The organism is Vibrio tapetis subsp. quintayensis (assembly GCF_030409945.1).
Lineage (GTDB): Bacteria > Pseudomonadota > Gammaproteobacteria > Enterobacterales > Vibrionaceae > Vibrio > Vibrio quintayensis.
The window spans coordinates 200501-213965 of sequence record NZ_JAUFQV010000026.1 but is presented as its reverse complement, the minus strand read 5'-3'; the positions used below and the strand labels follow the sequence as shown (position 1 = coordinate 213965).

16 protein-coding genes are annotated in these 13465 nt (G+C 43.1%); 11 read left to right on the top strand and 5 right to left on the bottom strand.

Going from position 1 to position 13465, the window contains the following annotated elements:
* Positions 1–49: 49 nt before the first annotated feature.
* Positions 50–340, top strand: coding sequence for a putative quinol monooxygenase (locus QWZ04_RS11585; RefSeq protein WP_290328126.1), 291 nt, complete (start codon positions 50–52; stop codon positions 338–340).
* 182 nt (positions 341–522) lie between these two features.
* Positions 523–894 (top strand): hypothetical protein, encoded by a 372-nt coding sequence (locus tag QWZ04_RS11580; RefSeq protein WP_290328124.1) that lies wholly within the window; start codon positions 523–525, stop codon positions 892–894.
* Positions 895–971: 77 nt separating this feature from the next.
* Here the strand turns inward: QWZ04_RS11580 and QWZ04_RS11575 are convergent, their stop codons facing one another.
* A complete protein-coding gene (locus QWZ04_RS11575) occupies positions 972–1853 on the bottom strand; it encodes a LysR family transcriptional regulator (RefSeq protein ID WP_290328122.1) in 882 nt (293 codons plus the stop codon).
* 283 nt (positions 1854–2136) lie between these two features.
* Here QWZ04_RS11575 and QWZ04_RS11570 point away from each other — a divergent pair, with 283 nt between their 5' ends.
* From QWZ04_RS11570 to QWZ04_RS11555, 4 genes are all read left to right on the top strand, one after another.
* Positions 2137–2451, top strand: coding sequence for a hypothetical protein (locus QWZ04_RS11570; RefSeq protein WP_290328120.1), 315 nt, complete (start codon positions 2137–2139; stop codon positions 2449–2451).
* 38 nt (positions 2452–2489) lie between these two features.
* Positions 2490–3191 (top strand): helix-turn-helix transcriptional regulator, encoded by a 702-nt coding sequence (locus QWZ04_RS11565; RefSeq protein WP_290328119.1) that lies wholly within the window; start codon positions 2490–2492, stop codon positions 3189–3191.
* Between the two features lie 129 nt (positions 3192–3320).
* Complete coding sequence (gene dmeF, locus QWZ04_RS11560; RefSeq protein ID WP_290328117.1) at positions 3321–4283, top strand: CDF family Co(II)/Ni(II) efflux transporter DmeF; 963 nt, start codon at positions 3321–3323, stop codon at positions 4281–4283.
* A 94-nt stretch (positions 4284–4377) separates the two neighbouring features.
* Positions 4378–4794: a MarR family winged helix-turn-helix transcriptional regulator gene (locus QWZ04_RS11555; protein WP_290328115.1), complete on the top strand. Its 417-nt coding sequence runs from the start codon at positions 4378–4380 to the stop codon at positions 4792–4794.
* 1 nt (position 4795) lies between these two features.
* On the opposite strand, the gene catB is transcribed toward QWZ04_RS11555, so the two are convergent.
* Entirely contained in the window at positions 4796–5428 is a 633-nt protein-coding gene (gene catB / locus QWZ04_RS11550) for a type B chloramphenicol O-acetyltransferase (RefSeq protein WP_290328113.1), read from the bottom strand.
* 250 nt (positions 5429–5678) lie between these two features.
* Here catB and QWZ04_RS11545 point away from each other — a divergent pair, with 250 nt between their 5' ends.
* The 4 genes from QWZ04_RS11545 (at position 5679) to QWZ04_RS11530 (ending at position 9105) form a co-directional block, all read left to right on the top strand.
* A complete protein-coding gene (locus QWZ04_RS11545) occupies positions 5679–6824 on the top strand; it encodes a site-2 protease family protein (RefSeq protein WP_290328111.1) in 1146 nt (381 codons plus the stop codon).
* Positions 6825–7087: 263 nt separating this feature from the next.
* Positions 7088–7945: a glutathione-dependent disulfide-bond oxidoreductase gene (gene yghU, locus QWZ04_RS11540; protein ID WP_290328109.1), complete on the top strand. Its 858-nt coding sequence runs from the start codon at positions 7088–7090 to the stop codon at positions 7943–7945.
* Positions 7946–8239: 294 nt separating this feature from the next.
* Positions 8240–8728, top strand: coding sequence for a DUF2798 domain-containing protein (locus tag QWZ04_RS11535; protein ID WP_290328106.1), 489 nt, complete (start codon positions 8240–8242; stop codon positions 8726–8728).
* A 62-nt stretch (positions 8729–8790) separates the two neighbouring features.
* Complete coding sequence (locus tag QWZ04_RS11530; protein ID WP_290328105.1) at positions 8791–9105, top strand: DUF3861 domain-containing protein; 315 nt, start codon at positions 8791–8793, stop codon at positions 9103–9105.
* 101 nt (positions 9106–9206) lie between these two features.
* On the opposite strand, the gene QWZ04_RS11525 is transcribed toward QWZ04_RS11530, so the two are convergent.
* The 3 genes from QWZ04_RS11525 to QWZ04_RS11515 all read right to left on the bottom strand — a co-directional run bounded on the left by QWZ04_RS11525 (position 9207) and on the right by QWZ04_RS11515 (position 11864).
* A complete protein-coding gene (locus tag QWZ04_RS11525) occupies positions 9207–10199 on the bottom strand; it encodes a 2-hydroxyacid dehydrogenase (RefSeq protein ID WP_290328103.1) in 993 nt (330 codons plus the stop codon).
* A gap of 454 nt (positions 10200–10653) precedes the next feature.
* Entirely contained in the window at positions 10654–11658 is a 1005-nt protein-coding gene (locus QWZ04_RS11520; RefSeq protein ID WP_290328100.1) for a hypothetical protein, read from the bottom strand.
* Complete coding sequence (locus QWZ04_RS11515; protein ID WP_290328098.1) at positions 11655–11864, bottom strand: cold-shock protein; 210 nt, start codon at positions 11862–11864, stop codon at positions 11655–11657. The genes QWZ04_RS11520 and QWZ04_RS11515 overlap by 4 nt, the downstream gene beginning before the upstream one ends.
* Positions 11865–12072: 208 nt before the next feature.
* On the opposite strand from QWZ04_RS11515, the gene QWZ04_RS11510 reads away from it, so the two are divergent.
* Entirely contained in the window at positions 12073–13422 is a 1350-nt protein-coding gene (locus QWZ04_RS11510; protein ID WP_290328096.1) for a TolC family outer membrane protein, read from the top strand.
* Positions 13423–13465 lie beyond the last annotated feature (43 nt).

Here is a 13465-nt window from a genome sequence, read left to right as displayed (position 1 = left end):
TCAAGATATTCGGACATTTTTCCCGTCAAATTTAATGATAAGGTAAAACATGACAAAGCTAACCATCGTCGCCAACATCGTAGCAAACGAAGACAAAATCGAACTCGTTCGCACAGAACTACTCAAGTTAATCGAACTTACTCGAGCTGAAGAAGGTTGTATCAACTACGATTTGCATCAAGATAACGACAACCCAACGCATTTCGTGTTTTACGAGAACTGGACGTCAAAAGAGCTACTTCAAGCTCATTTAGCAAGCCAGCATATTGCCGACTACGTAGCCGCTACTGAAGGTTGTGTAGCGCAATTTACCCTTAACGAAATGACGCATATTGGCTAGATAGCCCCTCATTACCAAAGCATTCTTAAAGCTGGGTATCTCACCAAATAAGTAACAGGATCACTGTAACGTTAATTTTTTTGCTGTTGCGTAGCTTTACTTCAATCCAAACGTTGATGTTAACGCGAGATAAAGCGTACACTGGGCTTAGTGATGATACCTAGTAAAAAGGACAACCAGTAATGACTCATGAAACGAAAACAATGGAAGTACCTGTCGCAATCGCCGAAAGAGTACAGGCTTTGATTGATTCCTACGAAGCTCAAGAGAAGTTCAAAGCTGAGCGTAAAGTCGTCGTAAACAACTTCCTCTCTATGGATAATCTGAGTTGTGAGATGGGCGTTTATAGCCTGCAACAAAATGAACTGCTAGACACACTAAGGTATGTCTATGAGATTTCTGGTACCAACAGCCGCTTTATCAAAAATATCCTGACTCAATCTAGAGAAAACCCGAAAAAGGTTTTATCTGATGCCCAGCGCTCATCCGCCAAAAGCTTGTTGTTCAACCTTCTTAACGACCCATCGGTCATTTCTGCGATGAAAGAAATGTAGTCATTTCGTAAACCAAGTTGCCTCTTGGCGAGAGCCGTCTCATACCGAGGTAACTTGGAATACTAGACTCTGTCTCTCTACTTATGAGATAAAAATAATGTCTTTATCTGCTCAAGAAAAAAGACATGAACGTCTGTCATTGGCTGGTTCTTAGGCCAAATTACATCATATTGGATCTGCATATGTGTTTCGGCAAATTCTGGGGCCAATACATAAGTGTCACTAGGTAATTGGGCTTTTTCAGCGTTAATAAATGCCCAACCAATCCCTGCGGCAACAAGCTGAAGAATCGCCTGATGGCCATTAGCAAACCATACCGACGGAGACATTTGAGTGACTTGATACAAGGTTTTGTTTTCTTCCACCCCACTACTGATAATTTGTGTATGAGACATCAAATCATCATTACTCACCACTCGCTTTTTAGCTAAAGCATGTTGTTTTGCACAGATAATATATACCGCACTATGTCCGACCGCTTTAAATTCATAAAATTGACTATTGCCCTCTAAACTCGGTACGACAGCGAAATCAATCTCTTGCTGACGCACTCCTTCAAAAATTTGTGTGGCCTTATCTATCATCACGGAAATACGCAAATGCGGCCATTTTTGTTGACAAGTTTTTAGTATGCTCGCAAATCTTAACAGATTTAAATCTTCATCGATGGCGATGGTAAATGTCGCAGGAATGCCCGCAGATAACTGTGTGGCACTCAAAGTAAAACGTTCTACGCTATCAACAATGACTTTCGCACTATCATAAAGGTTCAAACCAGCATCAGTTAATTGCGGGTATTTTCCGTCACGATCGAAAAGCAAGACACCAAGTTCATCTTCTAAACGTGCAATATTGCCACTCACTGTCGCTAGGTGTTTGCCAATCTTACGTCCGGCCGCACTGAAAGACCCCGTATCAGCCGCCGCAATAAAGCACTTTAACAACTCAGGCTTAACCATTGTTCATTCCATTCATCTCTGTTTTACCCACAACCTATGAGGTAACCATAGGAAATTCATTAAATAATATTTAAACTACTATAGATAATAACCTCGCATTCAACGAGAACCAAATAACCGAAACGCGAGACTCGTGATAAATACATCCATCAAAGCTCTCTCATCCACACATTTTCTACACCAATCTTCCAACCAATATTTGGAGTGCATCACTCCTGACAGGTTCTGACAATCCACTTAGGTATCCTTAACTCGACCTCAACAACACTAATAAGGACATACCATGCAACAAGTTATCGAAATCGTATCGTATAAAGCCAATGAAAATGTGTCAGAACAAGATATGATCGCAGCATCAGAGCAAAGCCATAAGTTCATTGCGAGTCTTCCAGGTTTCTTATATCGTTCAGTCAGTCATAATCCTGAAACTCAATCTTGGACCGATGTTGTTTATTGGCGCAACCTAGACGACGCAAAATCCGCAGGTGAACAATTTATGCAATCTGCTGACTGCCAACCATTGGTTGCGCTGATCAGCCAAGATAGCCTATCGATGCAGCACCAGTTCATTAAAATGAGCGGTGAATGCCAAGCTTAACTTCGTAATACAGCTTCTAAGCCAGCAAAGAGGGAAACATGAGTAAATCGGAACGTTTATTTGAATTGCTCACTTTGCTGCGCTCAAAGCGCTACGCTGTAACGGCTGTCGAACTGGCTAACCGAATGCAGGTTAGCGAGCGAACCATTTATCGAGACATTCAGTCGCTTATCAACTCCGGTGTTCCCATTCAAGGGGAGGCTGGAATTGGTTATATCTTACAAGCCGGCTCTCACCTGCCACCGCTTATGTTTACCGAAAAAGAAATGGTCGCACTTGAACTTGGCATGCGAATGGTTCGAGCTTGGTCTGATGCTGAATTGGCCGATGCCAGCCGCTCTGCTTCCACCAAAATACTCTCTGTATTGCCAGATAAACGTAAGAGTCAGGTAGAAAGCTTTCCCATCCTGGTGCCTAATTTTCATATTCAAACTCAGGCGGCCAAGCGCGGTCAGATGTTACGCCACGCTACGGATAGCCAGCTCAAAGTGCGCATCGCTTATGTCGCAGAACACGGTGATTCAAGCCAAAGAGTGCTGCATCCGTTAGGTCAGGTATTTTGGGGCAAAGTCTGGACCCTCATCGCGTGGTGTGAACTGCGAGAGAGTTACCGTAATTTTCGCCTAGATCGGATCGAGAAATTAGAAGTGCTCGATGAGAGCTTTGACATCAGTGAAACGAAATCTCTCACCCACTATATGTCCATTTATATCCCACCTGAACATCATGGTTCTCAGTAACCTTTAACGTTACTGCCCCTATCTAGTCGCTGTTCTTGTCACTGATGGCACCTGTTCATTGACAAACTTTGATTATCAAACTAAATTAACAATCAAACACTTTGACAATCAAACTAAATGGGTCGCCTTTTGCAATTCTCCTCTGAACACAGTCACAACTTTAGCGCTCATAATCAAAAAGGTGAGCAACGTACCGTCTATGTACTCATATTGACCGTCACAGCAATGGTGGCAGAAATCGTAGCGGGCACGGTATATGGTTCAATGGCTCTGCTCGCAGACGGCTGGCATATGGGCACTCATGCCGCCGCATTTTGCATTACATTATTTGCTTATCGTTACGCTAAAAAACACGAAAATAGTGGTAAATTCTCATTTGGCGCAGGAAAAGTCAGCGTTTTAGGGGGATACACCAGTGCTATTGCATTGGGGATCGTCGCACTAATGATGGTCATAGAGTCTGTCAATCGACTCTTTCACCCTCAAGATATACAGTTTAATGAAGCCATTATGGTCGCTATTATAGGGTTAATTGTAAACGTAGTGAGCATGTACCTTCTGCATGATCATCATGACCACTCTCACCATCATGATCACCAGTGCCATGAACATACAAGCCTTGAGCACACGAACGATGAACATAGCCACGGACACCACGACCACAACTTACGCGCTGCATATTTACACGTATTCGCTGATACGCTAACGTCTTTACTCGCCATCGTTGCATTACTGTTTGGTAAGTACTTGGGATGGAACTGGTTAGATGCCGTTATGGGTATTGTGGGTGCGATTGTGATTGCTAAATGGACAATAGGCTTGATGAAACAAACCAGTCCTATCCTGTTGGATGAGAGCAGTACTCATACACATAAGCAGAAGATCATCGATGCACTCTCCCCATGGGCAAAAATCAAAGACTTACATATTTGGAAAGTGAGCAGCCACCACTATTCAGCCGCCATCATTCTTGAATCTGATAGTGATAAAACCGTTCAAGATTTCAAAGACATCTTGGCTCGCTTCGATTCCATTCATCACCTCACTTTGGAGCTAAACCAAGTATCAAAACAAAATGAAACGTTCACATAACTGAGATTCAGTAGAATGCACAACAGAAACTAACTAACATAAAAGAAGTTTGGTAGTATCGATTCTATTATCTAAATCTTGCCGTGGTCGATGCATGCAACACATAGAGAAACTGAATCAAGCTTTAACTGAGTTCTACGACAAAATGTCGTCTTGGGAACAGTCCGTTGTAAAAGAAACGGGGTATTCGCTAGCGCAAGTACATACCATTGAAGTACTTGGTAATCACGGTGCCCTAAGAATGAAAGAACTGGCACAAAAACTCAGTATTACCACCGGAACGCTCACCGTTCAAATAGAAAAACTGGTTAAGGCAGAGCTTATTGAACGTCTTCCTCACCCTGAAGACCGTCGAGCTATTGTGGTGACTCTCACCTCTGAGGGCGAGAAAATTCACCGTCATCATAACCAGTTACACCTGAACCTAGTTAAAGAGCTCACTGCAAGCATTCCCCTAGAGCAAAGTGACATACTTTTAAACTGCTTAGCTACGATGAATCAAGAATTCTAAGCTAAAGCGCTTTATCAGCACGCCAATACGCATACAAACCAGCAATATCCGACGAGCACATTAACGCCATCGCCCCTTTCAATTGCTCGTCGCTCCATTGCCACCACTGCATTTCCAGAAGCTGTGCAATTTCTTGCTCAGAAAATCGAAAACGAATGTGTTTTGCTGGGTTTGAACCGACAACAGAATAAGGCGCCACATCTTTAGTAACGACAGCTCGGCTTGCGATGATTGCCCCATCCCCTACTGTCACCCCACTCATGATCATGGCTTCGCTGCCAATCCAAACATCATTCCCTATCACAGTATCGCCAGCACGCTGGAAACCATCTTTAGCACCGATAAAGTTTTCGTTATCTTGGTAGAAAAATGGAAAAGTGCTCACCCATTTATTTTGGTGGCCTTGATTGCCTGCCATCATAAATACCGCGCCTGAACCAACAGAGCAATAACTGCCAATGATCAGCTTATCCACATCGTCTCTGTCAGAGATAAGGTATCGCGCACAATCATCAAAACTGTGGTTATGATAATACCCGGAGTAATAGCTGTGTTTACCCACGACGATGTTCGAATTGGTGATTTGCTCGGCGATGGATACCCCTTTAAACGGGCTCTCGAAATAGTTGTTCATTGCTATCCTTAAAATTGCTCCAATTTCAATATAATGCTAAATGCTAAATGCTAAATGCTAACGTACAGTTTATCCCTATTAACCGCCAAAGCACTCTACATTTTCATCATGTTCGGATAAACGCTTTCATATCTATAGTATCAATACCTCTAACTGACTAGTACACAGGTAATCTGCACGCTAGAATAGCGCACACGACTCGCGGCATGAGGTCATCGGCTGCTTTGTTATCAAATAGAGTGAAAATACATTGGAATTACTAAATATCGACTGCTTAGGCAAGCCACTGCGCCTTGAAGGATCTATGGCGGGTTGGCAACAACTCTTTTGGGACAACCAAGTGGTTTCCGTCATTCATGCTTCAAGCGATTATGAAGGCATCAAAGAACATCAATTTTCTCTGAGCACACAACCGACACATACCTCCGGGAATCTAGATGCCAATACGTTAAGTGACGCCGACATAGCTCAGCAAACTCAAACCATTAACGTGCGCTTGGTTACAGACCTAACTTGGCAGCCCTTTGCGATAAGCTACCAGCTTTTTGTTAATGATGAAGCCATTGTCGACGGCAGTCGAAATACCAAAGACATCGAACAACAAACGCCTGTCACGCCGATTGAAAAGCAAAACAAACTCAGCATTATTGGCTTGGCTTCACTCGGGTTCAAACTACTAAAAAGCGCCAAAGTCATTAAAGTGGTGTTAATGGGGGCCAGTGTCGCCGCCTATTCTTGGCTTTTTTCGTTTCAATTTGCGCTCGCGTTAATCGCCTGTTTAGTGTTTCACGAATACGGCCACATTCGTGCGATGCAATATTTTGGCATGAAGACCAAAGGCATTTATTTGATCCCATTTATGGGTGGCTTAGCACTAAGTGACGAGCGGATTAATACACGCTGGCAAGATGTCGTAATTTCAATCATGGGCCCTACTTTTGGCCTACTGATGTCTGTTGCATCTTTGCTCGCATATTGGGTCACGGGATCAGATTTCTTTGCAGGCCTTGCTGCATTTAATGCGTTATTGAACTTGTTTAATTTGTTGCCCATCTTGCCACTTGATGGCGGCCACATACTTAAAAGCATCAGCTTTTCGATGAACTCTGTTGTTGGTTTATCACTGTGTATTGCTGGCGCGGCATTTGGTGTGTTTTTAAGCTATTCATTGAACCTGACGCTACTTGGTTTTATGTTGCTCATTGGTAGTATCGAAATCGTGGTGGAATGGCGTACACGCCACCATAGCCATCTACTGCCCTTGGATCGTTCAGGACAGATCTTTTCGGCATGTTGGTATATCGCGACGGTCGCTTGTTTAATCGGAATCATCTGGTATTTGGCGGGTACTGGCGACGACATGCTTGGCTTGCCATTGAAGATTTTGCAAAGCTAACCTGTAATTTTAGGTTTTCGTGTTGTAAGGGCATCTCGTAGGATGCCCTTTATTAATACGTACTGTTTATTCGTTTTTTCTTTAAAGCTAAACACAGCTGCGCAGTCGTGATTCCTGGCTTCGTTATACCGCCTTACTCCTACCCATAACTAATAGTTATTACTCTTTTCGCTCCCATCGGTTTTAAACTCAGAAAATGCCCCGATATAAGTATTACCAACTAAGGTTGGTATAGGCACTTCCACTAATAAAAAGGAATAACAATGGCTAACGAATACACTCCACCGAAAGTTTGGGTTAACGAAGCTAGTGGTGGTAACAAATGGGCGAACATCAACAGCCCTGAATCTGGCGCAAGATATGAAAGAGACCTACCGCAAGGCCAGCACGCGCTGCAGCTTTATTCTCTTGCAACCCCAAACGGCCAAAAAGTGACGATATTGCTTGAGGAGCTGTTAGCTCTTGGCATTAAAGAAGCGGAGTACGACGCCTACTTGGTCAATATTGGCGAGTCCGATCAGTTTTCATCCGGATTTGTTGGTGTGAACCCTAACTCGAAAATCCCCGCTTTGGTTGATAAAACCGGCGACGAAGCGGTTAACGTCTTTGAATCTGCATCAATATTGGTGCATTTAGCAGAAAAATTCGGTCACTTCTTACCAAAAGAAGGCGCAGAGCGAAGCCAAACATTCAATTGGCTGTTCTGGGCACAAGGTTCAGCACCTTTCTTAGGAGGAGGCTTTGGTCATTTCTACGCGTATGCGGACGAAAAATATGAATACCCAATTAACCGTTTTGCTATGGAAGCAAAACGTCAACTGGATGTTCTAGACAAGCAACTTGCTGACAATACGTTCATCGCGGGTGAAGAGTATTCAATCGCAGATATGGCTATCTGGCCATGGTACGGCAATTTAGTGCTAGGCAACTTGTATGAGGCTGGCGAGTTTTTGCAGGTCGAGTCTTACACCAACGTAGTTCGTTGGGCTAAGTTGATTGAATCTCGTGAAGCTGTTCAGCGTGGCCGCATAGTGAATCGCGGTTGGGGTGAAGAATGGGAGCAAGTGCCAGAGCGTCACTCTGCAGAAGATATTGATAGCGTACTAAACTCTCGCCCTTAATTACTTCCTCCTTTTCAAGGAGCCGGATTATTCACTGGCTCCTTATCGAACATCTAACGATCGTTCATTGCATTAGTTATGCTAACCTGATTTTACAAAAACATCGCTATCGCGGCACTCCACCTGCTTATATTCGCCTTACCCCCACTAATTCATTCGCCTAAATCTCCCATATTTATCGGTACCTATGAATTGAGGTAATAGATTTCTTGACAATATAGTTGACAACATCAATCAATTGACAATATGATTGATATTATCAACTAAATATCAATGAGCAGTTAAGGAAACACAATGACCACACAAACCGTCGATCGAAACTTAATGCCAAGCGAAAAGAAAGCACCTTTGATTCAAAAGGTTCTTATTGTCGCAGGTATGATGAGTTTAATGGCCGGATCACTGACTGGCGTTATGACATACATGAACGTTGGAATGACCGACTCATTCATGACTGATTGGTTAAGTTCGTTCTTATCAGCGGCCGTCGTTATGCCATTCGGCTTCATTTTCATGGTAATCATCACGGCTCTTATCGAAAAGCAAATGCCCAATACTAGTGAGCGCCGACGCAACCTCATCACTGGGGTGATTATGGCCATAGTGATGGAATCCATCATGGCGTTTGCAACCGCATTCAACAACATTGGGTTTGCACAACCCTCTGAATTTTTTTCAGGCTGGCTAAATGGATTTATTGCGGCGTTGCCACTGGGATTAACTTTGGTCATCACGATCTCTATGACCATCAAACCTAAAATTGAACGCATTCTGAAGAGCTAATCATTCAAATGCGCTCCCCGTAAATCATCCATTAACACATCGATTGAACGCAGGAAAACCTTATGCTTGACCATCTAAACAAAGAAAACACATACCGTGTCACCATAGAAAAAATCGAATTGGGTTCAGAGAAAAATCACTCTCTTCAGTTCGACTTTGAAGACAGGGAAGATCTATTTAAGACAATCTCTCGCTTAAAAGAGGGCAGTGGTTTGGAAGCCAAAGAAGCAACAAAAACGGCGGTGGCTTTACGTTTGCTCGGCCCTTTGATGATTAAGAACAGAAAGCACCCGCTGTTCATTGACTTCATGCCTCACTTTAAAACCTTTATGAAACACTTAAAAAGCACAGTGAAAAATTCACAAAAAGGAGATTGATGATGAATGTGACAGGACGTCGCAAAAAATGACGCAGGCTTAGCGTACTAACTCTGCGTCATTTCACTGGATATAGTGATTCAACAGTTTAAATTAAAATACTAACCCAAGAAATTCCCATTCAGACTCTGTTTCTCAAAGCTCTCGATATTCGACAATGTACTCTGAGCAATATTTTCCAGTGCATCCACGGTCAAAAATGCTTGGTGCCCAGTAAACACCACATTATGACAAGCAGAAAGGCGACGGAATACATCATCCACAATCACATCATTAGATTTGTCTTGGAAAAACAACTCTTTTTCACTCTCGTAAACATCCAATCCTAGCGCCCCAATTCGGCCCTGCTTTAGCGCTTCAATCGCGGCAGCTGAATCTAACAGTTCACCCCTACTGGTATTAATGATCATCACCCCATCTTTCATTTTACCAAACGCGGATTCATCCAACAGGTGATGATTTTCAGGCGTCATCGGGCAATGCAGCGAAATAATATCGGACTGACGAATAAGCGTGTCTAAGTCACAATAAGTGACGCCCAGCTTCTTGGCAGCATCGCTTGGGTAAGGATCAAAGCACAACACTTCCATTCCCAATCCCTTGAGGATACGTATCGTTGCTACGCCAATTTTACCCGTCCCTATAATGCCAGCCGTGCGACCGTGAAAATTGAACCCAACCAACCCCTCTAATGAGAAGTTCGCATCTCGAGTGCGTTGATACGCCTTATGATAACGGCGATTAAGCGTCATCATTAGTCCAACAGCGTGCTCCGCAATGGCTTCAGGTGAATACGAAGGCACACGAGCAACCAAGATACCGAGCGCCTTAGCCGCTTCCAAATCTACATTATTAAACCCTGCACAACGCATCGCAATCATTTTGACACCTCGATACGAAAGCTGCTCCAGTACCGGTTTAGAAAGGTCATCGTTGACGAACGCACACACGACGTCACAACCTTTCGCCATTTTTGCGGTTTTCTCTGTCAGCAAGAAGTCGTAAAAGTGGTAGTGAAATTCATGATGGGCTTTGGCTTGTTCGAATGCCGCTTCGTCGTATGATTTAGTACTAAAAAAAGCAATGTTGATCATAATTTTCCCTCATCGCATAAATTCTTAGATCTTTATAACACGATTGATGAGGCCAACTACAAGCGATTTTTTTCAACACTTAAGACGATAACTCATTGTTTTATATAGCCATACAAAAAACACTGTCTTTTATCACTTCCTTAAAATAGTTCTGGTAAGCCATTTTTAAACCAAAAACTGTCCTAGAAATAACTAGTTAGCCTAAGATCTAGATCACATTATTTTAGGTTCCGTCGTTTTAGCAGCCTATGAGAATTTGCAAGGTACCCCCTTCCAACTGCTTAGCTGTTTCCGATAGCTTTTTCACATAGAGTAAAACTTACATCTGTCTACTCCTTTGTTCTTTGTTCTTTGTCGTAGATGTGAATTTTCTTGCATTGACTTGGAAACTGATACTCATGGGAAATAAATGAATGTAGACATTAGCACCATAGTTTATTGATTTTGCGGCGAATTACTCTCTCACAGAAGTAAGCATTTGTATTTTCTCTAGCAGCCTTAGCCTCAACTGCTCATATGTTAATGGTCTGCGTCCACGTTTCGTTTTTCGTTCTCTAGCGATTCCGATTAATGTTTCCTTGTTTTGTTCTAACTCACAGAGTTGTCTCTCGTATCTATGTAGCTCCCTTTGAATTTTCTGATTTTTATTTAGTGGTTTACGACCGACTTTAGTTTTCATTGGATCGTGATATTTACTCCAAAGTTGCTGAGGTGTTATTGGGGTCAACTGCACCTCACGACATTCATTTGATAACGCTTGATAGTCATCGATTAAAGCCTGTTCTGCTCGGGTAAGTTTAATAGGTAGAGGAAGTTTGGGCCTTCCCGGGTTTCTGGCGCTGGTTAGTGGGAAAAGCACACCTATACGTTTATCGACCATATAGTTGAGGGCTTTTCTTAAAAATGATCGGTATCGTTGCAAGGTGTTCAGACTTATGGGTTTTAGACATTGTGTTTCGAACCACAAGGTAATACCACAGAGAGTAACTGTTTGGTCGTTCGTAGATTGCATTCCTATACGTGACAATTCTTTATTAATGATCTCTGAATTTGCATTACACCAGTATGCCTCGCTGGGCAAAATTGCCTGATGACGCTGACTTAATATTAACTGATAAGTCTGGCGTAGTTGAACCAGATGCGCGTCTATTTTATGTAGTTGTGTAGAGAACTGTTTTATTGGGTCTTTGTGCCTTTGAATAGACAGAAGACGATTATCCAAGGCTGACCACAAACGATACTCTTCAGCAGTAGCAAGGATCAACTGTTCAATATCTGCGAGGGAAGCTGAGTTCAGTTTTGGATAACGCTGCTTTAGTTCTATAGCGAACTGTTTACGTAGTTCCTGCAGTTCTTGATAACGCTTCGCAACGTGACGTTGATAGTACTCAACCTGGCTACGTGCTGGCCTTCCTCTTAGGGGGCGAAGATCGGAGTTTGGAGATTTTATCAACGTCATAATGGGATCAGAGAAGTTGCCTGAAACGCGCCATCACATTGAGATTCAACTTCGATATAAACACGCTGACCTATAGTCAAATCTAGGTGGGGAATGCTCATATCCGATAGTTCAATGAGCACATCAACCGGTAAAGCATCAGGAACAGCGAAGCCAAATTTTTTGTCTTTATTAAACCAAGTTATCTTTGCTTTTAAGCCAACCATTTTATGCCCCTTTGAATTAATAAGTATTAAATTAAATAGCAAAAAAAGCAGACCTTAACCACGCTTTCATGTTCCTAACTCTTCTAAATTTGATCTAGAACATTTCCTATACCTGCGCCGCTACGTATACGCCGTTGTTGACTGTAAAACACGCCTACTAAAACACAGGTAATCATTGTTATTACGTTGTAAACCTAAGAGTAAAACTATGAATAGACTAATGTTAAGCGCTGTTGGCATCAGTTTGACACTAAGCGGGACGTTCGCGGTGGCACAAACTGTCGATTTGCAGCAACTCTATCTCGACTCACTAGAGAATAACCCCATGCTAGCAAGCGCGGCATTGGAGGTGGATAGTGCGCGCAAAGGAAGTCGCATCATTGATGGCCAATATCGGCCTCAAGTCAATGTTGGTGTTCAATATGGCATGTTGCGAAACGATTGGACAACAATGAACGAAACGGATGGGCAAGGTGGAGAAGTATCGCTCACCGTTGGGCAAAATATTTTTAATGATCAACTCAATAGAGCGAGTGCGCTCTCCGAGCAGCAGCATGTTCTCAGCAAGGCTAGCTACGATTATGCTCTAGTGACAATGCAGATGAGTGTCGTAAATGGCTACTTCAATGCGCTCAAAGCACAAGAGAAACAAAAACAGGTCAACGCAACCAAGCAAGCTATTGGCGAACACCTAATTCAAGTGAAGCACCGTTATCGCAATGGTCTGGTACCAGAGAATGATGTTAAAGAAACGCGAGCGCAATATGACCTTGCGGAAACGGCTGTCATCTTTGCTCACAACGAATTGGAAAAGGCTCTCGATTACTTGTATGAATTGACAGGTCGTGAATATGCCTATGTTGCATCGCTAGACTCCAATCACCCTAAGGTTTCAATCCCACAAGCCAATGGTTACGTCAGCTGGCAAGAGCTCGCGCAGGCAGAGAGTCAGAAAATGGTGATTCAACGTCAGCTAGTCGAGTTATCGCGAGAACAAATTTCCTTAGCGCAAGCAGGACATATGCCGACGATTGGCTTAGTCGCAGAATACCGCTATGCGTTTGCTACTCAATCACGTAGCAATGATCCACAGCAAACAAAAGGTTCGTTTCAAGATTTAGACAACAATGCCACGGTGTTCGCCGGTGTGGCGATGTCCCTCCCTGCATACCGTGGTGGCTCGACAGACAACCAAGTTGAACAAGCAAACATTCAGTACCAACAGGCTCTTGAACTTCAAAGACATACTTGGCGACAGGTAGCCCGAAAAGTACGCAGTGCAGAAAAAGATTTAGTGGCGCTTGAAAGTGCGCAATCTGCTTATCAACAGGCGGTGCTTTCTGCGGAGTCGGCATTGAAAGCGACTGAACAAGGGTTAGACATTGGTACACGAACCATCGTTGATGTACTTGACTCTACTCGTCAACTCTACTCGGCGAGAGAGCAGTTAACGGTCGCTCAGATCGATTTTTTGGTTGCAAATCTTCAACTGCATTTCCTCGCTGGCGTCCTAGATGATGAAGCGCTAAAAGCAACAAACCGCTTATTAGCTATTTAGCGACTAAACCACATCCATTCAATCAAATTGTTTAATAAAGAGA

Coding starts and splice junctions, on each gene's coding strand:
- QWZ04_RS11585 (WP_290328126.1), top strand. CDS start 50: ATGACAAAGCTAACCATCGTCGCCAACATCGTAGCAAACGAAGACAAA.
- QWZ04_RS11580 (WP_290328124.1), top strand. CDS start 523: ATGACTCATGAAACGAAAACAATGGAAGTACCTGTCGCAATCGCCGAA.
- QWZ04_RS11575 (WP_290328122.1), bottom strand. CDS start 1,853: ATGGTTAAGCCTGAGTTGTTAAAGTGCTTTATTGCGGCGGCTGATACG.
- QWZ04_RS11570 (WP_290328120.1), top strand. CDS start 2,137: ATGCAACAAGTTATCGAAATCGTATCGTATAAAGCCAATGAAAATGTG.
- QWZ04_RS11565 (WP_290328119.1), top strand. CDS start 2,490: ATGAGTAAATCGGAACGTTTATTTGAATTGCTCACTTTGCTGCGCTCA.
- QWZ04_RS11555 (WP_290328115.1), top strand. CDS start 4,378: ATGCAACACATAGAGAAACTGAATCAAGCTTTAACTGAGTTCTACGAC.
- catB (WP_290328113.1), bottom strand. CDS start 5,428: ATGAACAACTATTTCGAGAGCCCGTTTAAAGGGGTATCCATCGCCGAG.
- yghU (WP_290328109.1), top strand. CDS start 7,088: ATGGCTAACGAATACACTCCACCGAAAGTTTGGGTTAACGAAGCTAGT.
- QWZ04_RS11535 (WP_290328106.1), top strand. CDS start 8,240: ATGACCACACAAACCGTCGATCGAAACTTAATGCCAAGCGAAAAGAAA.
- QWZ04_RS11530 (WP_290328105.1), top strand. CDS start 8,791: ATGCTTGACCATCTAAACAAAGAAAACACATACCGTGTCACCATAGAA.
- QWZ04_RS11525 (WP_290328103.1), bottom strand. CDS start 10,199: ATGATCAACATTGCTTTTTTTAGTACTAAATCATACGACGAAGCGGCA.
- QWZ04_RS11520 (WP_290328100.1), bottom strand. CDS start 11,658: ATGACGTTGATAAAATCTCCAAACTCCGATCTTCGCCCCCTAAGAGGA.
- QWZ04_RS11515 (WP_290328098.1), bottom strand. CDS start 11,864: ATGGTTGGCTTAAAAGCAAAGATAACTTGGTTTAATAAAGACAAAAAA.
- QWZ04_RS11510 (WP_290328096.1), top strand. CDS start 12,073: ATGAATAGACTAATGTTAAGCGCTGTTGGCATCAGTTTGACACTAAGC.